Source organism: Clostridium sp. SM-530-WT-3G, assembly GCF_012843905.1.
Lineage (GTDB): Bacteria > Bacillota > Clostridia > Clostridiales > Clostridiaceae > Clostridium.
The window spans coordinates 30,456-55,982 of record NZ_JABAGC010000012.1; the positions used below are offsets into that span (position 1 = coordinate 30,456).

The following is a 25,527-nucleotide window of genomic DNA, read 5'->3' on the forward strand; positions in this document are numbered from 1 at the left end:
TATTCTATCTTCCCTGTGCTAAGTTCATAACTACTTTTACCATTTCATTAGACTGAGCAATCATAGCTTGAGCAGATTGAGTTAAAATAGAATTTTTAGATAATTCTATAATCCCTTCTGCCATATCTAAATCTCTAATACTACTTTCAGCAGTCTGTAAGTTTTCACCATAACTTTCAACATTATTAATATTTTGTTCTAATCTATTAGAATAAGAACCCAATTTAGTTCTTTGATTTGTAATATATTTAATTGCATCATCAACTTTTCCTAAAGAATTATTAGCTTCTGTTGATGATAATACTGACACTGAATCATTGTCTAACTTAATTTTTTTTAGAGTTGTATTAGGTAAATCAATTCTTATTTCTTCACCCGAACCTGCTCCAATTTGAATATCTATATAAGAAATATATTCTTTTTCTGGAACACTCTCTCCATATACACCAAATTCAAATTTTCCTTCACCTGATGATGTTGGAAATATATCTCCTATTGTATCTGTAGACCTTTCATCATATATAATTAACTTTCCATTATCAAATTCAAGTTGTGTAAAATGATTAGTAAAAGTTTTACTCTCATTATATGCAGTTTCTTTTATTTTTTCTGCAAGTTCACTTCCATTTTTTATTCCCCTTATATCGATTTCCATAACCGGATTCAAATCACTTAATCTACTCGTATCAGGATCACCATTCACAAATTTGATACTGTATGCTTTTGTACATGTACAACAAGTATAGTTAAAACCAGTTCCCTCAAGTTCAGCAATATCCTTCTCTGTTTTTAAATTACTAAAATCTACACTTGCACTAGGATGAGTAATTCCTTTTGAATCAACATACTTCTCTGTTTGCCCTCCAGTTGTAGTTATATGATTCACAACTTCATCTATGGAGTTAATTCCTTCATTTTCAAATTTATTATGCTCCCCATCTAATAGTGGAACATTATTAAAATTTGTATCTCTCGCTATTCTTTCTACTTCCTCTAACAAATTATTTATTTCTACTTGAATTACTTGTCGATCATCTAATGAATTTGTATCACTTGATGCTTGTACAGTAAGTTCCCGTACTCTTTGTAATATTTCAACCTGTTCACTCATAGCTCCATCAGCAACCTGCATTAATGAAATACCATCCTGAGTATTTCTATTTGCTTCACTAAGACCTCTTATCTGCATTCTCATTTTTTCAGAAATAGCCAATCCAGCTGCATCGTCACTAGATTTATTTATTCTTAACCCAGAACTTAATCCCTGCATCGCCTTACCAACACTAATATTATTTCGATTATATTTAGAAATTGTATTTAATGCATTCATGTTATGATTAATAATCATAATTACTCCCTCCCAATGATTCTGATAGTGTAAAGCTGTTTACACTACGCTCTTTAATTTTTCTTTATATTTCAAGGGTTCCGACCGTTTTTTTGTATAAAAAACAACGACCCCCTCAATTTCATGTTATTATTGAATCACCACAAAACAAAACTCACATGAAAGGTTGTCGTTATTATGGAATCAATTATAACTTATTTACTACTATATAATCAATATCTAATTAAACTTGTTGGCAAATTACTTTTATTTATTGCAAAATACATACCACTCAAACAAATGTTATTCGATGATTCAAATAGCCCACAATATCAAAAGTTTAAAGTAGATAGACTACCAAAAATCTTAAAATTTGAAAAAGTAGATTATATATTACTTTCTAGAATATTACAAACATAAATATAATAAAGCCTTAAAACCCGTCAAAAGACGTAACAGTAAGTCAATTCCTGAATCAATTATATGCCCAAAGTGTGGTGCACCACACTTTGGATATATATGACAACAATGGTAATAAGGGTTAGTTTTAATGTAAAATTTGTGGTATTACTTTTAAACAAAGTAATACTGTTGCTAAACCTTTAGTATTTAAATGCCCTTATTGTGGTCATACACTTGCTGTTCAAAAAGAACGAAAACACTTTAGAACTATAATAGTGCATTTTTACTTGAATAATTTTACAGTTGAATAACCAAACAGAATTCTAAGCTATTTTTAATGACTCAAAAATTTCTTCTATCGGCGTACCGCTTGCGGCAGCTTCATATATGAATATTACTTTAGATTTTTGTAAATCCTTCTTAGCAGATTTATATCCAGTATTGAAGTGATAAGAATTATTAGAATACATTTTGCAATAAGTATAGTTTATTAACATTATTGTTAGATATCTATTAATACTTTTTTCACTTCTTACTTGATATCCATCAAGGCCTAAATAAGTTTTACAGTCTTTAAAAAATGGCTCAATAGCCCAACGGTCAGTATATTGAGTTAAAAGTTCTAAAGGTTTTATGAAAGAATTTATAGAAATAAAAGCCTTCAGTGCTTTATCTTTCTGAAATGCATCTTTAGGATAGCTTAAAACAATAGAAATATTTTTTCTATCTTTCAAATTGCCAACATAATTGTAAATGTAATATTGTTTTTCTTTGACTGTGACAAGGTCAAAATCTTCAATATTTAATGTTTCAGCAAATTTATGAAGTTTTATTCCTAATCTTTCATGACCTTTTGGGAAAATGACTCTGTTTGTCTTTAAAGTTCCAATATAACTGTATCCAGCTTTTGAGAGGCATTAAATATATCCTTACAACTATACCAACTATCAGCTAAAACATAACCTTCATATTGAGGCTTAGGTAGTGTTGAAATTAAATTTTCAGTTAATTCTATTTTACTCATAGATTGTTTATCATAAATATCAATCGAATATGGAAGAACTAATCCGTCACACGATAGTAATGAAACTAATATTTGATGACCATATACAGTTTTACCCTTTAAATGTGAACTGTGAAATGAACACTTTTCAATAGGATTTATAGCCTTTGACGAGGGCTTAGTCTTTTCAGATATAGTGTCATCAACAATAAAGTATATTGGTTGTTTAGATTCTTTTGATTTATTCCAAATAAGTTCTACTATATAAGCTTTTAAAGATCTCTTTAGAAGATTTTCATCCCAAGAACTATTTGATAAAAATCTAGTGATACTAGTTCGATGTCTTGCAGGCGCAAGCTCCGCTATGTCGGAAATCTTACCATTAAACCCTTTAGATATCATAGCATTCATGATATTTTCTAAATGCTTTAACTGAGGATTTGTTAAATAAAAATTAAAATTTAATTCATTAAAAAATTTGTATATTGATAGCTCATTTGATATAATTGTATTCTGAAACATTTATGTATCTCCTTGTTGGATTTTGTGTTGGAACTTAATTATAACAGGGATTTATCATAAATGTTTTTTATTTTATTCAGTTGTAAAATTATTCAAGCATTTTTGCACTATTATAGTTTAGAATACATAAATGTAAAAACTCTGATTGCTCTTATTATTTAAAGAATATTAAAAATATTCCAAAAGATTTTGATAAAAGCAAAAAGCATAAATACATACTTCACTATATTTACATAGAATTCACTCTTAATTTCTTCAAGATGGATTTACATATGTTGCCTAAGTCTGTAGTTAATTTTAGTTTCAAAAAATTCAATCCTCATATAATGGGACTGTGCTTAACTTATCATGTCAATTTAAAGCTTTCGACTAGACAAACTGCTCGCGCGTTAGCGGAAGTACATGGTATAAAAATATCACATACTATGGTTGCTAATTACGCATTGACAGCAGCTTCAGTAATTAAGGCATTTATAGATACTTTTGATTATAAACCATCTAAAATTCTTGCTACTGATAAAACCTACATAAAAGTAAAAGGCATCAAACATTACGTTTGGATTGTCATGAACGCTTTCAAAAAGTCTATTTTAGGTTATTAAGTATCTGATACTCAAGCAGTTGGCCCTTGCATATTAGCAATAAGAATGGCTTTTGAAAAGTTTTGAACTTTTCCTAACAATGCATTAAAGTTCATTGCTGATGGATATTCAGTTTATCCTTTAGCTAAGCAACAATTTGAGTTAGAAGAAAACAAACAATTTGATTTAACTCAAGTTATTGGTCTTACTAATGACAATCCAGTTTCTGAAGAATATCGTTGGTTTAAACAAGTTGTAAAACGCTTGAATAGAACATATAAAGCTTCTTACCGCGTAACCTGTGGATACGGAAGTGACAATGGTGCAGTATATGGCTTTTCTCTTTGGGTTGCTTACTACAACTTTTTACGTCCACATCCTTATAATTACTGGCATCCATTAAATGAACTTACTGAACTAGAGAATGCTGACAATATGCCAGCAAAGTGGCAAATCCTTATTAGCCTCGGACAGCAAACTATTTTCAACATGCAGGAGAGCAAATGCTCCTGACATAAAAATTACAATATTTGTTTTTTGCCTGCGCTGCCGGAGGCCTATTTCTTATGCCCAAATTTAAGTAGCAATTCACTAATTCTTACTTATATTGATTATTTAGTTATTAAATTTTCAAATATCATTTTTCATAGCATACTTTACACTATCATGATTCTCATTTAATATATTAATCTAATTAATGCTCATGTTAAGTATTCTTTATAAGGAAATCATCATAAATAATTTTATAAACTTACCAAATTAATATATCTCTATTGTAATATACTATTATTAATTTTACATAACATCACATATCCTAGTTAGACTTCTTATTAAATCACATCCATCCCATACTAATGAAAAGTCCGCTGCCTTACCTATAGGTACTATTCTATCTATGCCTGTAAGTCCATTTTTAAAAACCCATTTTCTAATTTCTAGCGGATCTATTCCAAAGTATGATACTGTTTGATATTTATTAGTAATTATTGAAGCTAACGAATTCAAATTATTATCACTATACTCAAAAAAAATACCACCTGCACATTTAAAATCCTCAATATTATCGGTTAATGAATTTAATTGTATTCTATTAATTAAATTATCTTCTAAATTTTCTATATGTATATCCTCTAAGCAAATTGCACACCTATATGAAGTCAATAACTTATCAACCACAATTACTGATTCTAATGTATATTTATTTACTATAAACTCATGAAGAGCACTCCAAAAAATTTTTTTTGCTATACCTATATTTTCATTATCTCCTAACCAAACTATTAGTCTAGGAGAAGAACATGCATTTTGATCATATAAATATGTGTCATTATAGAAATCTTGAGCTAATTTTTTCATATTTGGATGATTAATAATATCCATTGAATTAATTATCGCTATAGAATATCTATCAGCAAAAGCTATATCTATAGATCTAATGGGAATATTAAATTTACGTATCTTATTTATAGTGTTATCCCCGCCCCAAATAATTCTCGAATCACATATCGAAGAAAAATATTCTGTTAAATTAGAATCTCTATTATAATTTAATATCAAAATATAATCTTTTAAAATACCCCCGTGCTTTTTTAAAACTTTTGATAATAATTTACAAACAATTTTAGTTTGTTCAAATTTTTTAGATGATATTCTAACAATACAACTATTTCCACTTAACAAGCCTACTACTAACGAGTATGCAAAATTAATAGGTACATTTGATGGGGCAATATGAAAACTAAGACCTCTTCCAATATGTGATTTATTTATTTCAATATACTTTTCTTTTAGCCTCTCTATATTCGCTTTTCTACAGAAAAATCCAAAGGTAATAATATCAGCATATTTCTTAGCTTCTTTATCTAACATTATTGCTTTGGATAACTCATTCAAAAAATTACATACTTGCGCCGAAAACGGTTGTAATGCTTTTAACTTCTTCATTTCTTCAAACGATTTTCCGTTGTAATACAAGTAATTAATATTATTTAAATTTATCTGCATATGTATCACTACACCCCCGTATTTCAGAATTCTTAATCCTTCCAGTTATTTTAAAATACTTACCTAATCTTCCACAAGCGCAATCATCTTCACCTAAAAGAATTCCTTCATCTTCCGTTAATAATATATGCCCTGGATAAGACTCTGGTAATATAGATACAACTTCAATTATTCCTTTTTCTCCAATAGAGGAAACTGAAAAATCAAATGGATTCCTAACTATAATATCCGAATATATACTACTATGAAAATGACCACACTCACATTCCATATATATACTACCTGTTTGTTCAACCATCCCATAATAATCATATATTTTTTTGATTCCGCATATAGAATTTAATCCCTGCTTAAATTTTTCAGCAGTAACAGCTTTATCCATCATATTTTTCCATCCACCTCCATGAATTAAAATACCATTTGATAAATCTATTTTTTTACCACTATTTTTTAATTCTGTATAGAAATGTTGCCAAATCATAAATGTAAAACCAAATACTAATATTGATTCGTTTTTATGCTTTTCTAAAAATGTTACTAATGAATCTATATTTAAACTCATATCATCATTTAATGCATAAACTCTATCATACGAAAACATTTGAAATCCTAATATCCCTGCCCCTCTAGCTGAAAACATAGCTCTATTTTTTACCACTTCTGATGTATCTAATATTATCATTGGCAATCTTTTAGATCCAATAAATGATGATATTATTTTACCTAAAGCTTTAGTTTGACTTAATGCAGTTTTCTTATTCAAATAAATTTTAGACACTTTATTTCCAGTAGTGCCCGATGACATCATTGTTTTTAAAACATTTTCTGCTTCCACACTAACTAGATTAAATTCTTTAAACATTCTTACTGGTAAAAATGGAATATCATAGTAATTTGATATATTATTAACTTCAATCCCTTTGCTATCAATTATCCTTCTATATTCATCACATGAATTATAATGATGCTTAGTTAAATGCCTAAGATACTCATTTAAAAATTCATGTTTTTCTTCTCTATTTAAGCAATATGGATCTCTCTTGAATACTTGACTATAATCAATCATAAAATTCCTCCAACTTAGCATATAAGGTTTTGCCTGCTTCATTCTTAGGTATTTCATTGACTTCTCTTATCTTAAATGCACTTAAATTTAATCCTGTAGTTTCAGTAATAAACTTTTTAATATGAGTCGATAAAGAAATATCTGTAACAAATATATACATTTTATCATCAACACCAGAACATGCGCACTCTATATCTTGAAATTTATTCTTCAATAATCTTTCAGCTTCATCAAGGTTTATTCTATTCCCAAAAATTTTCAAAAATCTTTTTTTTCTTCCTACTATATAAAAATACCCATCATCATCTCTTTTGGCCATATCTCCAGTTACTAAAACTCCTCTATTTTCATCTCCCTTAGAAAGATCACTCCCACACTCAGCATAACCTAAAGTTACATTATCACCTTTATATTTAAGTTCTCCTACCACATTAGCATAGATAATTTTATTATTATTAATATCTATCAATTCAAATTCCCCGCCTGGAATTGCAACCCCTACACTTCCATATTTTTCCAAAGATTTATAATGCGGTAAGTATGCCATCCTCGCTGTAGCTTCTGTTTGTCCATACATTACAACAAACTTTATATTATTCTCTTGTGCATATTTTGCAAATTTTTTATGCAATTCAAGTGATAATTTACCACCTGCTTGAGTAATTGTTTTTAAAGAAGGTAAATCCATTCTAAAAAATTTTAACTTATTTAATATCTCATAAGTATATGGAACTCCTCCAAACGATGTCGCTTCTTCATTCCTAAAAAATTTCCAGAATTGCTTTTCCAAAATAGTTTTAGTTGTCAATAAAATAGTTGCTCCTGCATATAAATGGCTATTTATTATAGATAAACCATATGTATAATTCATAGGCAAGGTTGTTATTGGTCTTTCAAAACTATCTATTTCTAAATACTGAACAATTGATTCTGTATTAGCTAAAATATTTCTATAGCTTTGGCGTACTAATTTAGGACTACCTGTTGAACCTGATGTAGTTAATAATAATGCTAAATTATCATGTAATTTATATTCATGATTATATTTTGTTTTTACTAATGAATAATTAAAAAGCTCTAAAATACAAGTATATTCCTTGAATTTGTCTTTAGCTGATAAAGGAATCCATAAATAATCTGGTTTATAATTTTCTATAAGACCTTTTAATAAGTTTCTATCTATTCCCGCATCCAAAAGTAATGGTACAATGTTATTATTCAAAAAAGATGTATATCCTAATAATGAACCTAATGTATTAGTACATAATGAAAATACTAATGCTCTTTCTCTTATATGTTCTTTTATAATCTCTCCTTTTTTATCCAATTCATGATAAGTTATTTTCTCTCCATTTTCATCAACAGCTGCAACTTTATCAGAATATTTATCAAATTTCCACATCATACTTATTTAAAATTTCCTTTCCCTTTTCAAATGAATTAAAATCGATAATATCATCAGTATCCATCATTATATCAAATATTTCTTCTAATGCTGCCATTAGACTCATGTGCCCTACTGAGTCCCATTCATTAATTTCTTGGTATTTTAAACCGTCTAATTGTGATTCTTCTATTTCAAAAGTTTCTATAAATGCATTTTTATATTTTTCCAAATTTATCATGTTAATTTACCTCTTTATATCTATTAATTATTTTACTTGCAATTTGTTGTGATTCTAATCCATATTGGTGTAAAAGATAATTATAATCACCAGCATGCTTGAATTCATCTGAAATACCTATTATCTGATGAGGAGGCCTCTTATTGAACTTAGATAAATATTCCGCTATCGCGCCTCCTAAACCACCATTAACACTATGTTCTTCAACTGTTACAATCAACTTAGCACTTGTGGCTTTTTTTATTGCACTAATATCTAATGGCTTAATTGTATGCATATTTATTACACTACAGCTAACCCCCTCTTCTTCAATAATGTTGGCTGCCTCAAGGGAATTATTTACCATTGTACCCGTAGCAATTATTGCAATATCCAAACCTTCTTTTAATGTTATTGCATTTCCAATCTTATATTCATAGTCTTCTTTATATACTATTGGATTATTCATAATACCAGTAAGCCTTAAATAAACTGGCCCATCATGTTCAGCTGCTGCAAAAGTTGCTTTTATTGTTTCTGTACAATCAGCCGGCGATAATATAGTAATATTAGGTATTGCCCTCATTATTGCAATATCATCAAAACTCATATGCGTAGCTCCTAATATCCCTGCTGATAATCCTGAACTTAGTCCTACAAGTTTAATGCCTAATTTCATATACCCCATATTTACTCTTACTTGATCGCAACTACGTGTTGTTGCAAAAGCAGCATATGTAGTAGCAAATGGATTTAATCCTTCTTTTGCCATTCCTGCTGCAATTCCTATCATATTTTGCTCTGCTATTCCTATATTATATAACTTCTCAGAATACTTCTTTTTGAACCTTTCTAATCCTGAATAAAAAGTTAAATCTGATGTTAAAATTACTACATCATTATATAATTCAGGTAATTTCAATGCAGCAATACCAAATGAGCCACAAGATCCAAGTTTAGCCCATGTTTTTATATTTCTCGAATTAAACTCCAACATAATTACACCTCTAGTTCATTCATAGCACTTTCAAATTGTTCTTTACTTAATTTTGAATGATGCCATAATGGATTATTCTCCATAAAAGAAACTCCTTTTCCTTTAATAGTATTTGCAATAATAGCTATGGGCATATCTGATTTTTTAGTTAAAGCATCATATAGTTGCTCTATATCATGTCCATCGACATCAATTACATTCCAGCCAAAAGCTTTCCATTTTTCTGATAGACTCTCCATAGATAAAACATTTTTAGTCTCACCATCATACTGCAATCCATTTTTATCAACAATAGCTACAATATTATTTAAATTGTAGTGGGAAGCTGACGCTGCTGCTTCCCATATAGCTCCTTCATCACATTCTCCATCACCTAATAACACAAATACTCTTGAAGTTAGATTATTTTTTTTCTTCAATGCCAAACAACTTCCAACTCCCAATGATAAACCTTGTCCTAAACTTCCACTTGAAAACTCAATTCCTTTATCTAGCTTCATAGACGGATGTCCATATAAATATGTATCATTAGATTTAAAAGTTGCTAAATCATCATTAGAAATTATTCCTATTTGATTCAACGCTGTATACAATGCCAAAACACCATGTCCCTTACTTAAAATAAATCTATCTCTTAATTCTGAAGTAACATTACTTTCATTTATATTCATTACACCAATATAAAGAGTTGCCATAATTTCAATTATTGAAAGACTCCCGCCAATATGTCCTCCAAAGTTTTTTGCATTATATATCATCTCTATTGATTTACGTCTCATTTCTCTAGCACCTATAGCAATTAATTGAATTTTTTTCTCTTTCCTAATCATATAATTCCTCCATCAACTCTCAAAACTTGACCAGTAATAAATGATGACCTGTCAGAAGCTAAGAATACTATTGCATCTGCTATTTCCTCTGTTTTTCCTAATCTCCCCATAGAAATCTCCCTAATCATTTCTTTTTTAGCATTTATCTCCATTAGTTTTGCCATATCTGTATCAGTTAAGCCAGGTGCAATAGCATTCACTCTTATTCTAATAGGCGCTAATTCAGCCGCTAAAGTCCTTGTAAATGCAATAAGCGCAGCTTTAGATGTACCATATGCACAGTTTCCCCTTTTCAAATCTAACCCTGAAACAGAGGATACATTTATTATTGCACCTTTTGATTGTTTTTTCATAAACTTTAGTATCAATTGAGTAAGCTCTAATACCGAAAAAAAATTAACATCAAAAACTTCCTTTATTTTATTCACAGACGTCATTTGAAACAATCCACCATGAGCAATACCTGCATTATTTACTAATACATCTATAGAAATTTCTTTCATTTGAAGTTTTCTTATTTCTCTTTTCATATCATCATAATTAACTAAATCAAAATATACTGGTATAATTACGATATTATATTTATTTTTTACTTTTATTAGATACTGTTCATATTCATCACTTTTTTTCCTAGCATGAGCAATTATAGTATTTGCACCATTTTGGGCAAATACCTCAACTAATTTTTTACCAATCCCCCTGTTACATCCCGTAATAAAAATATTTTTATTTTCTAATAACCTCAATAATTTTCCCCCTTTTTATTATGATAAATATATACATAATTAGTTTCGTTAAACTGAAACCCCAAAATTGAATGCATCCTAACTGTATTGCTATTATTAGTAGAAATATATGTAGACACCATTTTGCCACCTTTCTTAACAACTTCACATAATGGCTTATAATTAAATATATAACCTAATCCAGTATTCCTATAATCATTATATATACCTGCTAAAAATGGATAATAAGTATCTTTTTCTATCTCCTTTAACATAAAAAAACCTACATGTTTTTCCTTGTAAACTAACTTAAAAGCTTCAGCACCTTTTGAAAGTTCATCTTTAATCCAACCAATGTATCTTTTACTTGCTTGTTCGATTGTAAAACTAGGGTCTAAATAAATTCTATCTGTTGTAAACATTCCTTTATTAATTTCATCAAAAAGTACACTATAATCTTTTTCATTCATTAGCGAATAAGAGACATTATCACTTAACCGCTTTGGTATTCCTTTCAATTCTATATTCTCCAAATCATGAGTAACACGAATTATGCATTCAATAAAATTATATCCAAGTTTATTTAGCAAAAACATTGCATCTATTTTTCCTGCTGGAACTTTTACCACTATATATTGTGAATCTATTTTTCTTAAAGTTTCTTCTATATCATCAATAGTATCTTTTTCTTCTATAATAATTTCTATTGTATCAACTCCAATATTTCTCTTTTCCCAAAATGCATCTATTATTTTCATACTGTTCTCCCTAACTCCCTTAGGTAAATATCTATTACTTAGTTTATTTTTTCTTATAAATAATTGCAATTAAATTCTATTATATAATATGTTTTATTAGCATATTTATAGTAATTATTCAAAAAAAAGATTCAATTACTTGTTATAAAAGCTTATTATTTTTTCAACTACATAATTCACTAATTCTTCTGTAATCGAAAAATACATTGGTAATCTCAATAACCTTTCGCTTTCCTTAGTAGTATAGATATCCTCGCCATGAAATCTACTAAAATGCGCTCCAGCTTTAGTTGAATGTAAAGGTATGTAATGAAACACACTTAATATATTGTTTTCTTTCAAATATTTTATTAGCTCATTTCTCTCCTCCAAATTTTTACACTTTATATAAAACATATGTGCATTATGTATACAATCCTTAGGTATAAACGGAAGATTAATTAAATTTCTTATTTCAAGATTTTTCAATCCTTTATAATATAAATTCCAATATTTCATTCTATCATTATTTATCTTTTCTGCTTCTGTTAATTGAGCATAAAGATATGCTGCATTCAATTCACTTGGTAAAAATGACGACCCTATATCAATCCATGAGTACTTATCGACTTGTCCTCTAAAAAATTTACTTCTATCTGTACCCTTTTCTCTTATTATTTCAGCTCTTTCATTAAAATTCTGATTTTGAATAACTATAGCCCCACCTTCTCCCATACTATAATTTTTTGTCTCATGAAAACTATAGCATCCAAAATCTCCAATAGTCCCCAGAGATTGCCCCTTGTATGTAGACATTATACCTTGTGCCGCATCCTCAACTACAAATAAGTTATATTTTCTTGCTATATCCATTATTTTATTCATTTCACAAGCAACACCTGCATAATGAACAGGAATTATCACCTTAGTTTTTTCAGTTATTGCGTCTTCAATCAATTCTTCATTTATATTCATAGTATCTGGTCTTATATCAACAAACACTATTCTTGCCCCTCTAAGAACAAATGCATTCACAGTTGATACAAAAGTATATGATGGTGCTATTACCTCATCACCTGGCTTTATATCACATAATATAGCTGCCATTTCTAATGCATGTGTACATGATGTAGTTAAAAGAACTTTTTGAGCTTTTAGATTTTCTTCGATCCAATTATTACATTTTTTCGTAAATTCCCCATCACCACATAGCTTTCCATTTTCTCTTATAACTTGCCTTATATACTGTTCTTCTTTCCCAACTACTGGTGGGATATTAAATGGTATCATTTTTCCTCCTTATAATTTAGATATTCTATTAATTCACACAAATTTCATATAGAAAAAATTCAGTGTAACTCTTCGTTATTTTTATAGTTTAAATGTATACTACAGATAATTTCAGAAATTATTTTTACTATTTCTAATCATATATTTTCAATTCTTTATCAAATACACTCTTACATTTATCAACTATGAATACAAATTAATCCAACGATTAAAATTAATTCTGTTTAACCTTTATTAATTAAATAATACTATTTGAGATTATCTTTGATAACCCATTAAACTTAAATATATATCACTATTATTTTAAATACTACATAATTAATAATTTATTAATTATTTTTTCTACAAATCTCATCCAAAAATATTTAATCACACTATAATTTATTACACTTTACTATCGATAATAAATTAAATCATTTTATAGTTCTAAAAATACTTTTCTTAATAAATTTATTTTTTTAATAAAGCCCAAAATTCATCAATTTCATCACATTCTTTTAGTATTTCTAACTCTTTATTTACTTTATGTTTATTTAATGAATTATACAATAAATTGATTTCTTTATTTGTGTTACTATTATGCTTTTCTAAAATTGATTCTGTAATATTTTTATCACATTCCATATTGGTTTCATTAATAAACTTTATAATTTCATTTACACTATTAAATATGCAATCTTCCAATTCTATTCCATAATCCGAAAAAATAGGATTATATCTATTATTAAATCTTATAACTTTTAAGCCATATAAAGCAGCATTTAATATTGCTGTTGGCCCACCAATCATAAATGAATCCATATAAAAATCAGAAATTTTATAATAATCTTCAACTTCATTTTGAATTCCAAGAACTTTTACTTTACCTTCAGCATAATTCTCTAACATTCTCCATACACCTTTAGATTTTGGCCCAATAATAAAAATTACAATATTATCAATCTTATCAACTATTTCTTTAATAATTTTAATATAGTGATTACTATTTAAACTTATGAATTTATCTTCAGAAGCTATTGTTAGCATGACTTTAGTATCTTCATTAATATTATATTTTTTTCTCAATTCACTTTTACAGTATTTTTCTTTTACCTCTAAAGGTAGATGAACAGCTTGACTTTTAGTTATTCCTCGTTTATTTAATGATATATATTTTCCCCATTCTCTTCCATCAACTACAACATCAGAAATAGATGCACCTATCCAAAATCTATGATCTGCATGGTTCATATAAACTACCGGCTTTTCACCATCAACTCCAAATGCTAGTAGTGGTATCGGATCTTGCATATGTGTATGTAAAACTATTATATCTGCCCATTCATTTGCAATTGCTCTTAAAAGAGCAGCTTTTTTTAGAAATGAACTTTCATAATTATTCAATGATAAAATAAAACCTGTTCTTTTCTCAATCTCCGCCTTTAGCCATGAAGGAGCTGTTTCAAGTTGCCATGTTGCAACTACTGAAGAAATTGATTCATTATCGGACCTTATCCAATTCCATAGCTGTCTAGTATGTCCACCTACATCATATGCCTCACTTATTACATGCAACACCTTTCTTTTGGAGTCTTTAATATTTAATTTTATCAAATCAGTTTGGAGTTTTATTGGCTTTATTTTTTCGGCACATTTTATTAATAAGTTTTCTAATTCCTTATTACAATATTCTCCAGGATGTTTTTCACAAGCATAGCTTCCATATTTAAATGCATAAAAAGCTACTTCTTCATATTTTTCATTTCTAATACTTTCTCTCATCAAACTTAAATACAAATCTACGACTTTTTTATTTTCCTGTATAACTTCTCTAGCAGCTTCCCTATCATAAACAAATAAATCTCTTTCATTGTTTAGTCTAGTATTATTTAACATATTTGTTTTAGTCAACTCTTTATCCAAGAAATGTTCTGATAACAATTTCTTATGTTTTATTAATGTATTATAGAGATTATTTATTCTTTTTCTATCATTCACCTTATATTTGATATACTCTAAATATTTCAAGCAATTATCTATGCAACTTTCATATTCATCATACTCATGGAACATTTTTTTTTCTATCATTTCTATAATTGAAAACACATAATCTTCAGCTCCACCAACTAACATTTTTTCATGTTTTAACTGTTGATTCACATGTCTTCTAAAACTACTTAAACATTCTTTAATAATTATAGCATTTCCATTCTCAAGCAGGTTAAACCATGTTGCTTGATCTACATTACAAATATATCTTCTTCCTTTATAACAACCAAACTTGTCTTTCAACTTATCTTTCCTAAATAATACTGTTGTAGGTTCTCCAATTATGTTATAATTATAAATTAATAGAAATTTAACAAGCTCTCCACCATTAACATTTAAGACATCTTTGCCATCAAATATTTTATCAAGAATAAAGCTTCCATTTATCTTTCCATTGTCATCTATAATATTTCTATTAGATGTAACTAAACTTATCTTTTCATCAATATCATTAATAAAATATTTTATCATTTTTTCTATTTTTGTTGGTTCAAATAAATCATCATCCATTAAAAAATTTATATATTCACCATTTGCTAATTCCATTAATTTTAAATAATTATCAAATTGTCCTATATTTTTTGAATTATGATAATACTTTATATTATCCACTTTATTTATATATTTATTATTTATTATTTCTTCAGTATCACTATTAGTACTATCATCTCCTATAATTATTTCAATATTAGGATAAGTTTGATTAATAGCGCTTTGTAATGCCAACTCAAAATATTCAGGCCTATTATAAGTTGGTATTAATATACTAACTAAAGGGAATATTTTTTTTGAATATTCATCTAAAAATATTTTTCTATATTCTTCATAATTATTTTCTACATTAACAATTCCACATTCATGAATACACCAAACATTTTGTTGTTTTGGTATTACAACTTTATATCCATTCTTAATAAATTCTACGCTCTGTGAAATATCATAAAAATGCCATCCATCAAATAAATCTTCTCTCCATTCAATATCATGTTGGGTTATCATGATAAATCCATCAATAGCTTTAACTTCTTCGTGAGCCCCTACTATTTCATCAAAAGCTAGTAACTGCATATTTCCAGTGTGACTCTCATATACTTTTCCGTATTTTTTATTAGCCTCCCACCATACAGCATTAATAGGTATATTTTCACACCCCACCATTCCTATCATTCCAATATTTTTATCTGAATTAAAAATTTCTAATATATTTTTGATAAAATATTTATTTATTATTAAAGTATCTTGATGTAGATAAACTTTATATTTAGCATCTGTGCTATTCATTGCATTATTATATGCTGATGTTATACTTTTAGCTTCTCTTACAGATATTACATCTATTTCATAACCTTCAGGTATTTCTAAATCACCAATATATCTCAGACATTCATCATATAATATATCGTCATTTACACATGTAATAAATGCAATTTTCTTATTGTTCATTAACTTCCTCCATAATACGTATTTTTAATTCTTTAATATACTCATTTGTAATATTTAATTTATTCAAATATTCTAATGCTAATCCTTTTTCACCAATCATATTCAAAAAATATGCAATATTATAATTTGTATCTATATTTTCACTATTTAATTCATAAGCATTATTTAATAATTCAAGTACATTCTCAAACATATTGCATTCAATTAATTTTCCAGCTAAATAGTTTAATATATATACCTTATCTATTATATATTTAGCCACGGCTTCTATAATAATATCTTTAGTAAATAATTCATCATTTAAATTACCAATAATCTCTTGTTCAGTTTCTTCAATATCTATATTGAATTCTATTCTTCTTAGTAGCGTACCACATTTTTTTACTATACCTTCATCTAAATTAACACGTCTTTTAGCTTTTACAATATACCGATAAGCTTCCAATTGATCTTTTACACCATCTCCTGAAATATGATTTAACTTTTTAATAAACTCAATATCACTTTCGGTTTGATATACTTGATTTGCTTTAATATTTAATTCATCATATCCACATTCCACGAACAAGCGTGTTATTTCATTCTTTGTAAAAAATCTCAAATTACATTTATCTAATATACCAAAATTTTGATACGTCCAATATCCCTCCAGTAAATCCTTGATTACCGAAAAGTGCATAACATTAGGAATACTAGCTAATATATACCCATCAGCTTTTAAATATTTTGATAGTTTTACTAAAACCTCTTTAGGATTATTAAGCCTTTCTAGTACATTTCCTAATATTATATAATCAAAAAATTTCTCAGAATACTTTAATTCTATGTTTTCGATATCTCCACATTCAATATTTAAAATATCATTAATCGCACTTACTATATTAGGATTACTTTCTATTCCATATACTTCACTATTATAATACCTATTTTTTATATCTAATAGTGTAGCTCCTAACCCGCATCCCACTTCCAACACTCTTATATTTTTATAGTTTGGAACATTAATATTACTTATCAAATCCTTTTTAATATTCATTGAATATTGACTTGAAAATCCCCATTTTTCTTTAAACTTGTTTGAATTAACTCTCAACAACTCATTATACTGTTGAGGTTTTTCTTTAAAACTAACGCTTCCAAAATGATGTACATAACTATCTTTGCATAATAATAATTTATATCCTTCTCTTATAATTCTTAAGCTTAAATCATCATCTTCAAAATTACCTGGCGTAAATCTTTCATCAAGCATTCCAACCTTATCTAAAACATTTCGCTTAATAAACATAGCAAATCCAACTAATTTTACTCTTTCTTCATACTTCAAACTATTAGTGATATTATTTCTTAATGCAAATTTCATATACCCATTGAAATCATTATATTGTTCATCTATTTGTTGATAATAAGATATACTATTACTTACAGCTCCTGTTGCCCCTACTTTACAGTCACTATACAATCCCATTCTTAAGTTAAATATAGAATTAGGCATAATTACAGTATCATTATTTAATAGAAATATATCATTATCCTTTTTTGCTATTTTAATTCCTTGGTTACATCCAGCTGGAAATCCTTTATTCTCATTATTAAGTATATACTTAATATCACTTTGTTGTTTTAACCATTGAACTGTACCATCATTAGAAGCATTATCAACAATTATTATTTCACAATTTTCACTACCATTATATTTCCTTATACTATCAACACATAGTTTTGTATAATCTAAATTATTGTATGTTAATATAATTATTGAGTAACCTTTAACATTTAAATTATAATTTCCTCTCAGATTACGAATTGCTTCTAATATAATATTCTGCTTTTCTTTATTTTCAGTATACAGCAGCGAATGCTCATAACATAAATAAGCTCTATCATACTGTTGCTCAACTTCATATATATTTCCCATCGTATAATATAAGTCGCCATTATATATATTAAATTCAAGTCCTCTTTTAATACATTCTAGAGCATCAGTTGATTTATTATTATAGATATCAACTATAGCTTCCATACTTCCAATTTCATCATCATAACCATATATCTTTTTATATTGATCAATTATTTCAATTGCATTCTTTAAGTCACCATTAGAAATTAAATTTTCAAGGTGGCATTTTATGCTATTTTTATTCATCCATTATCTCCTTAAATTTATTTTTCATAGAAACTCTTATTTTGTTATATCGACATTTTTATATAATTCTTTACACAATTATCCCTTTGTAATTAATATTAATTTTATCCATTAATGTAATATTATTTAACGTTTTTTATCAATATAGTTTGTAAATTATTTCATTCCACAACTATTCACCTATACAATGTTTCTATTATACAATCAGGACCACCCGTGAAAACGGGTGGTTTTTTCTGCGCCTATAAGGCTTTGTTGCTAGCCGTGCTACTCGCACGTTGAAATGGTCTGCCGACCGCAAAACCTTTACCGGCTGCACCTAAAAGGTGCTTTATTTTTTGCCTTTATTTACTGGCTCACCCGTAAACGGGTCGATATATTCCTTCAAACTCATTTGTTCGTATGCTATATCTTCCTGTATCTGGTTTTTTATATATTCTTCTATTATCTTTTTGTTCCTTCCAACTGTATCAACATAGTATCCCTTACCAAAATTGCCTATTGCCATACTTATATTTCATGTTTGCATGTCTATCAAAAATCATCAAAGAACTCTTGCCCTTGAGATATCGCCTAAATTGAGCTACGCTCAATTTAGGCGATATACTTACAAGCATATGTATGTGGTCTGGACACGCATTTGCTTCTATAATTTCAACACCTTTTCTTTCACATAATAATCTTAATATTCTTCCTACATCAGCTTTTATCTGCCCATATATAATTTATCTCCTAAACTTTGGTGCAAAAACTATGTGATATTTACAATTCCATTTGCTATGTAATAAACTATCAATGTCCATTAACGGACACACCTCCCTGTATTTTTATAGTATTACTCGGCAAGTCTACCATAGTTTTACAATTAAGGTTTTTTTATTTCTACTTATAGCTAAAAGCTTTCCGAAACCACAAGTCGAACTTATGGTATTCATAAATACAAAAATAAAAAGATTTCTTTAATTTAAATCAAAGAAATCTTTTCTACAACACTTAACTAAATTTTACTTGTTCAATTCTTTGCAATGCTTTATCATACCCTCCACATTTTCTGTAATACATCAAAGATTCCTCAATATTACCCAAACATTCTAGTATAACTCCTATATTATAATATGAAAGATAACTATTTACTCCTTCCATTTTTGAAAATGTAAATTCACTACATTTCTTAAATTTATCAATTGCCTCGAAAAATAATCCATTATTCATATAAATTAAACCAATTAGAAAGATAAAATCAGCTGAATCTTTCAAATAATCATATAAATTTAACAACTTTAAACTTTCTTTATATTCACACATATTAATCAACGTATACCCATAAGTTTCTATCAAATCTTGAACATATTCTAATTTGATATCTAAATCAAAAAGCAATGCGTTCTCAAAAGATATCTTAGCTTGTAAATAATTCCTTTCCATATAATAGCTTTTTCCCAATTGATATAATATATATGGATCTTTTCGTATCTTTAATGCTTTTTTTAACATAATAATATTTCTATGTATTTTATTTTTTCGATTTACCTCTTCATTGCTATATCCATTATGGGTTATTTGTATAGGAAGTTCATATGTTTCTATTTTCTCATTGCAATTAGATACCACCTGCTCATGAATACTACCATCATAGCTATATATTTTCTTATTAAACATTCTTATTATATAATCACAATATGTATAGTTATTATCTTCTCTTATATATATATTTTTTCTATAAATTCTACCAACCTTATACTTATTTTTTTTTATTTTTCTTTCTAATTCATCTACGTTAAATTCTTCTACGACTTCATCAGCATCTAGAATTAATACAAAATCATTTGTAGCCTTACTTATAGAAAAATTTCTTGCTTTAGAAAAATCATCACACCAAACATAATCAAATACGTTTTTTGTATACTTTAATGCAACCTTTTTACTATTATCTGTAGAACCAGTATCAACTACAATAATTTCATATCCATATCCAACTATACTCTTCAATGATTTTTCTAAGTTTTCTTCTTCATTCTTCACAATCATGCATATAGATATCATATCAATCACCTTATTTAATCTTATTGATAATATTATAAATTTCTTGCTTTAGTTGATTATCATCACATAAATCATATGATTTTTGATAGTAATATCTTGCCATTTCCAAACTACCCTTAAATTCAAAAACACACGCCATATTATAAAGTGTATCAAAATTATTTTCTTCTAAAACATCAGATAAAGCTAAATTATTAATAGCTTCATCATAGTTACCATTCATGTAGTTAACAACACCTAAATAATTTAAAATTGTTGGGTCAAATTTAAATATTTTTTTCAATTCGCTAAGTATTTCTAGCGCTTCAGCTATTCTGTTCTCATTCACAAGATTTTGTACAACATTTAATAAATATTCTTTTTCTTTAATCATCTCTTTAGTTATATTATTTTCACCTATATCTTTCAGATATAATTTTATCAATCTGTTGTATTCAGGATAATTTTTCAACATTTCCTTTAGATTTCTTATATACATTAATTTGTCATACTTATATGCAAGCATGGCCTCCCTAATATCGATCCATATTCTTTCACTCCTATTGATTAATTTATTTAGACTTTTATCACAAAAAATAATGTTGTTATACATCTTCCTAATGACATTAATCTTATTAATAAAAGTTCTACTGATGAGATTTTTATATTGATTATCTTCAATTGATGGATTAAACAATAATACCTCTTCAATACTAGTTATTAAATTCAATAACTTAATATCACTTGACATAAAATTTTTCTCTGTATATTCATACAATAATGCTAAACACTTGTAATTTGAGCTAACAAAACTAATATATTTTTTTACATCTTCTAATGCCAATTCCTCAAATATTGAAAAATCTTCTTCTTCAGATATAAGAACTTCTTGAATATATTCTGCTTTCCACAAGTAATAAATATTCAAATCTATTTTAGCCTTGTTTTTTTCAACATTACTTTTTAATAATACTCTCTCAATATATTGATCTAATCTAAAATCCAAATTCAAAAAATAACCAATCTCTTCAGTTACATCTCCAGTTAATGATTCATCTCTAATTTTTTTTATAACATTTATTATACTTTGTATATATTCATCATCAATTTGTTTTTCTTTTAAATATTCACTAATCTTATCACTCATTTTATTTTTTACAAGTGAATAAATATATATTTCCTTAAGTTGCTCTTTTATTTTATTCTTTTTCAGCTCATCAAATAGTATAGGTATATTATTATATTCCTTAAGCTTATGTTTGCATAATATTTCATCTCTTAATACCTCTTCTTGTCTACAAAAAGAAAAATTAATTACCGATATATCTCTCACTATAAATCCATTTTTTAATTTATTATATAATTCGAAATATTTTTCAAAATACTTCTTTGCTTCTATATATTTGTTTAAACCTAAATATGCTTTTAATATCATATAATAGAAGTCTAAATGCTCATCAGTATGTTTTAATGCTTTTTCACATACTTGTATTACTTTCTCATAATTCTGCCTTTCTAGTTCTTCCCTTGAATAAAAATGATATATATACAAATATTTTTTTTGATTCTCTTCATTTTTAACTAAATCAAATGATTTTTTTATACTAACAAATGCTTCATTATTTTTATTGGCCATAGAATAAGTCTGCGCCAATTGAAAATATGTATAAATTAAATCTTTCCCCTCTTCTAAATCTTCTAATAAAAGTTTTTTATTTCTTTCATACTTATATTCCATAAGTTTATAGTCTTCTCTTGAATATCCATAATGTTGTATTGTTATATTAGTACATGCTATTGGCGGCAGAATATTAGGTTGTTCATGAACTCTTCCAGTATAGTAAAAATATTTATTATTTCTGAACACTCTAACCAAACTCCCAATTAAATAATTTTCTTCGTTATCCGATATAAAATTCTTTAATCTTACAGTTGCACAATTGACACATTCACTTTCTTTGCTTTTAAAAAAATTAATAAATTCATCTTCTGATTCCAGTACTTCATCTGCATCAAGAATTAAAATCCATTTTCCTTTACAATATCCTATGCTTATATTTCTCATTTCTGCAAAATTACCAGTCCAGTTATGTTCATAGACCTTTTCGGTATATTTCTTTGCTATTGATATCGTACTGTCTGTACTTCCTGTATCAACAATTATTATTTCATATTCTATTTTATTATTTAAAACTTGTAACGCCTTCAAACATCTTTCTATATTTCTTTCTTCATTTTTAACAATCATTGCTATACTTAATAACATATACTCTCTCCTCCCAAAATATATTATATTATCGATTTTAAATCTCTTTACTTTAATCTCATAAAATTATAATCACCAATAAAATAGTAGCATCCTTCTACTCTTTACTATATCTAAGTTTATTTTTACCAACAAAAAAGAAGTCATCGTAAAATGATTTTATCATTTTACGACAACTCCTTGTTATTATATACTATCTTAATAATGAAAGCACATTTTGAGGTTGTTGATTAGCTTGGCTAAGCATTGATTGAGCTGCTTGTTGTAATATGTTATTCTTTTGGAATGCCATCATTTCTTTTGCCATGTCAACATCTCTTACTCTAGATTCTGCTGCTGTTAAATTTTCTTGTGCGTTATCCACATTTGCTATTGTATGTTCTAATCTATTTTGGACAGCTCCTAGTTTTGATCTTTCAGAAGATACTTCTTTTATCGCAGCATCAATTGTAGAAATTGCTCCAGTTGCACCAGGTTGTGTACTTACTGATACACTCATACCAGCAACACCTAATGCACCTGCACTCATTGATCCAAAGGAAACAGATATAGTTTGGTCTTTATTTGCTCCTACTTGGAATGTAACAGTCGCACCAGTGCTAAACATATTTTTTGTATTAAATTCTGTTTGCCCTGCTATTCTTGTTATTTCTTGTTGAAGTGCTTCCATTTCTTCTGCTATTGCACTTCTATCTGCAGTAACATTAGTATCATTACCTGCTTGTACAGCTAATTCTCTCATTCTTTGAAGTATCGAGTGAGTTTCGCTTAATGCTCCTTCTGCAGTTTGAATCATTGATATACCATCTTGTGAGTTTCTTGATGCTTGACTTAATCCTCTTATTTGTCCTCTCATTTTTTCTGAGATTGAAAGACCAGCTGCATCATCTCCTGCTCTGTTAATTCTTAATCCTGAAGATAATTTCTCCATTGATTTAGCTGCTTGTCCATTGTTTATCCCCATGTTTCTGTGTGCGTTTAACGCATTCATATTATGATTGATTATCATTTTCTATCACTCCTTGATTGTATTATTAGACTTCCTTGTCTATTTATTTAAAATATTATCTTAATAATGAAAGAACGTTTTGTGGTTGTTGATTAGCTTGGCTAAGCATTGATTGAGCTGCTTGTTGTAATATGTTATTCTTTTGGAATGCCATCATTTCTTTTGCCATATCAACATCTCTTACTCTTGATTCTGCTGCTGTTAAGTTTTCTGCTGCATTATCAACATTAGCTATTGTATGTTCTAATCTATTTTGGACAGCTCCTAGTTTTGATCTTTCTTTAGATACTTTTGCTATCGCATCGTTAATTGTACAAATTGCTGCAGTTGCACCTGTTTGTGTACCTACTGCTGAACTCATATTAGCAACACTTAATGCTCCAGCATTCATTTGGCTGAATGTAACTGATATAGTTTGTCCACAATTTGCTCCAACTTGGAATGTAACAGTCTCACCATTGCTATTGCTAAACATATTTTTTGTATTAAATTCTGTTTGCTGTGCTATTCTTGTTATTTCTTGTTGAAGTGCATCCATTTCTTCTGCTATTGCAGTTCTATCTGCAGTAACGTTAGTATCATTACCAGCTTGTACAGCTAATTCTCTCATTCTTTGAAGTATTGAGTGAGTTTCATTTAATGCTCCTTCTGCAGTTTGAATCATTGATATACCATCTTGTGAGTTTCTTGATGCTTGACTTAATCCTCTTATTTGTCCTCTCATTTTTTCTGAGATTGAAAGACCAGCTGCATCATCTCCTGCTCTGTTAATTCTTAATCCTGAAGATAATTTCTCCATTGATTTAGCTGCTTGTCCATTGTTTATCCCCATGTTTCTGTGTGCGTTTAACGCATTCATATTATGATTGATTATCATTTTATATCACTCCTTGATTTATTTTTAGACTTCCTTGTCTATTTTAACCTTCTTTATATTTATCGTTAAATTATCTATTAACTTTATATTTTTTTAAATATTTATATAAATACAAAACTATACTTTAGCATCTAAATGTATGCCTTTATCAGGTTCTACTGACATATTACTCATCATATCATTTACAACATTTGATATCTGCTTATTCATATTCATTCCCATTTTTAATACCGACATTTGTACCGCTGAAGCTAATGACGCATTACTCATACTCATCGATAAAGTACCTATATCCATTTACTCACCTCCCCTATTAATTTTAAACATTAGCAGAAAAAAAATTACTTCTTCTATTAACTGAATTATAACTTTTATTTGCAGCCTTATTCTTAGCTATCTTGTTTATTTTTTCTTTAATTCTTATCATTTTCTCTTTAAGTAATCTCTCAATTTCTTTATCCAAATCTACTAATCCCATATTGTTATACATCATTCTCTTTTGTTCTTTTGACCAATTCAGATTAAATAATTCTCCAATAAGCTTTTCACGTTTTTCAAACAAGGAGATATCCTCATTATCATTTTTTATTGAATCTATAATCTCAAGATTAACTAATTTATATTTATCAAAAAGTTCATTATTCATAT

Annotated in this window: 21 protein-coding genes and 1 pseudogene; 1 reads left to right on the forward strand and 21 read right to left on the reverse strand. The window is 27.8% G+C overall.

What is annotated here, in order from left to right:
• Positions 1-4 precede the first annotated feature (4 nt).
• From HF850_RS06625 to HF850_RS15730, 3 genes are all read right to left on the reverse strand, one after another.
• Complete coding sequence (locus tag HF850_RS06625; protein ID WP_169104682.1) at positions 5-1,348, reverse strand: flagellin; 1,344 nt, start codon at positions 1,346-1,348, stop codon at positions 5-7.
• A 704-nt stretch (positions 1,349-2,052) separates the two neighbouring features.
• Entirely contained in the window at positions 2,053-2,463 is a 411-nt protein-coding gene (locus HF850_RS15725) for a hypothetical protein (RefSeq protein ID WP_243159425.1), read from the reverse strand.
• A 143-nt stretch (positions 2,464-2,606) separates the two neighbouring features.
• Positions 2,607-3,254, reverse strand: a complete 648-nt coding sequence (locus tag HF850_RS15730; protein ID WP_243159426.1) for a hypothetical protein — start codon at positions 3,252-3,254, stop codon at positions 2,607-2,609.
• A gap of 425 nt (positions 3,255-3,679) precedes the next feature.
• Between HF850_RS15730 and HF850_RS15735 the strand changes: the two genes are divergently transcribed.
• Entirely contained in the window at positions 3,680-3,856 is a 177-nt protein-coding gene (locus HF850_RS15735; protein ID WP_243159427.1) for a hypothetical protein, read from the forward strand.
• Between the two features lie 774 nt (positions 3,857-4,630).
• Here the strand turns inward: HF850_RS15735 and HF850_RS06645 are convergent.
• The 18 genes and pseudogenes from HF850_RS06645 to HF850_RS06730 form a co-directional block, all read right to left on the reverse strand.
• Complete coding sequence (locus HF850_RS06645; RefSeq protein ID WP_169104683.1) at positions 4,631-5,839, reverse strand: acyl-CoA reductase; 1,209 nt, start codon at positions 5,837-5,839, stop codon at positions 4,631-4,633.
• Positions 5,820-6,905, reverse strand: coding sequence for an acyl-protein synthetase (locus HF850_RS06650; protein ID WP_169104684.1), 1,086 nt, complete (start codon positions 6,903-6,905; stop codon positions 5,820-5,822). Before HF850_RS06650 ends, HF850_RS06645 begins: the two co-directional genes overlap by 20 nt.
• Entirely contained in the window at positions 6,898-8,307 is a 1,410-nt protein-coding gene (locus HF850_RS06655) for an AMP-binding protein (RefSeq protein ID WP_169104723.1), read from the reverse strand. The genes HF850_RS06650 and HF850_RS06655 overlap by 8 nt, the downstream gene beginning before the upstream one ends.
• A complete protein-coding gene (locus HF850_RS06660; RefSeq protein WP_169104685.1) occupies positions 8,294-8,530 on the reverse strand; it encodes an acyl carrier protein in 237 nt (78 codons plus the stop codon). Before HF850_RS06660 ends, HF850_RS06655 begins: the two co-directional genes overlap by 14 nt.
• A 1-nt stretch (position 8,531) precedes the next feature.
• Entirely contained in the window at positions 8,532-9,506 is a 975-nt protein-coding gene (locus tag HF850_RS06665; protein WP_169104686.1) for a transketolase C-terminal domain-containing protein, read from the reverse strand.
• A gap of 2 nt (positions 9,507-9,508) precedes the next feature.
• Positions 9,509-10,336 (reverse strand): transketolase, encoded by an 828-nt coding sequence (locus tag HF850_RS06670; RefSeq protein ID WP_169104687.1) that lies wholly within the window; start codon positions 10,334-10,336, stop codon positions 9,509-9,511.
• Positions 10,333-11,082 (reverse strand): SDR family oxidoreductase, encoded by a 750-nt coding sequence (locus HF850_RS06675; protein ID WP_169104688.1) that lies wholly within the window; start codon positions 11,080-11,082, stop codon positions 10,333-10,335. The genes HF850_RS06670 and HF850_RS06675 overlap by 4 nt, the downstream gene beginning before the upstream one ends.
• A complete protein-coding gene (locus HF850_RS06680) occupies positions 11,079-11,819 on the reverse strand; it encodes a hypothetical protein (protein ID WP_169104689.1) in 741 nt (246 codons plus the stop codon). The genes HF850_RS06675 and HF850_RS06680 overlap by 4 nt, the downstream gene beginning before the upstream one ends.
• 135 nt (positions 11,820-11,954) lie before the next feature.
• Positions 11,955-13,088, reverse strand: coding sequence for a dTDP-4-amino-4,6-dideoxygalactose transaminase (gene rffA, locus HF850_RS06685; RefSeq protein ID WP_169104690.1), 1,134 nt, complete (start codon positions 13,086-13,088; stop codon positions 11,955-11,957).
• Between the two features lie 450 nt (positions 13,089-13,538).
• Complete coding sequence (locus HF850_RS06690) at positions 13,539-16,559, reverse strand: glycosyltransferase (RefSeq protein ID WP_169104691.1); 3,021 nt, start codon at positions 16,557-16,559, stop codon at positions 13,539-13,541.
• A complete protein-coding gene (locus HF850_RS06695; protein ID WP_169104692.1) occupies positions 16,549-18,705 on the reverse strand; it encodes a bifunctional glycosyltransferase family 2 protein/class I SAM-dependent methyltransferase in 2,157 nt (718 codons plus the stop codon). Before HF850_RS06695 ends, HF850_RS06690 begins: the two co-directional genes overlap by 11 nt.
• Positions 18,706-19,036: 331 nt before the next feature.
• A pseudogene (tnpA, locus tag HF850_RS06700) lies at positions 19,037-19,508 on the reverse strand (IS200/IS605 family transposase).
• A 190-nt stretch (positions 19,509-19,698) separates the two neighbouring features.
• Positions 19,699-20,748: a glycosyltransferase family 2 protein gene (locus HF850_RS06705; RefSeq protein ID WP_169104724.1), complete on the reverse strand. Its 1,050-nt coding sequence runs from the start codon at positions 20,746-20,748 to the stop codon at positions 19,699-19,701.
• Positions 20,749-20,758: 10 nt separating this feature from the next.
• Positions 20,759-22,993, reverse strand: coding sequence for a glycosyltransferase (locus HF850_RS06710; RefSeq protein ID WP_169104693.1), 2,235 nt, complete (start codon positions 22,991-22,993; stop codon positions 20,759-20,761).
• Between the two features lie 193 nt (positions 22,994-23,186).
• Positions 23,187-24,002 (reverse strand): flagellin, encoded by an 816-nt coding sequence (locus tag HF850_RS06715; RefSeq protein WP_169104694.1) that lies wholly within the window; start codon positions 24,000-24,002, stop codon positions 23,187-23,189.
• 55 nt (positions 24,003-24,057) lie between these two features.
• Complete coding sequence (locus HF850_RS06720) at positions 24,058-24,879, reverse strand: flagellin (protein WP_169104695.1); 822 nt, start codon at positions 24,877-24,879, stop codon at positions 24,058-24,060.
• Positions 24,880-24,996: 117 nt separating this feature from the next.
• On the reverse strand, positions 24,997-25,176 hold the full coding sequence (locus HF850_RS06725; RefSeq protein ID WP_169104696.1) for a YjfB family protein: 180 nt from the start codon (positions 25,174-25,176) through the stop codon (positions 24,997-24,999).
• A 22-nt stretch (positions 25,177-25,198) separates the two neighbouring features.
• Positions 25,199-25,525 carry a flagellar protein FliT gene (locus tag HF850_RS06730; protein ID WP_169104697.1) on the reverse strand — a complete coding sequence of 109 codons (327 nt, stop codon included), beginning with the start codon at positions 25,523-25,525 and terminating at the stop codon, positions 25,199-25,201.
• Positions 25,526-25,527: the final 2 nt, after the last annotated feature.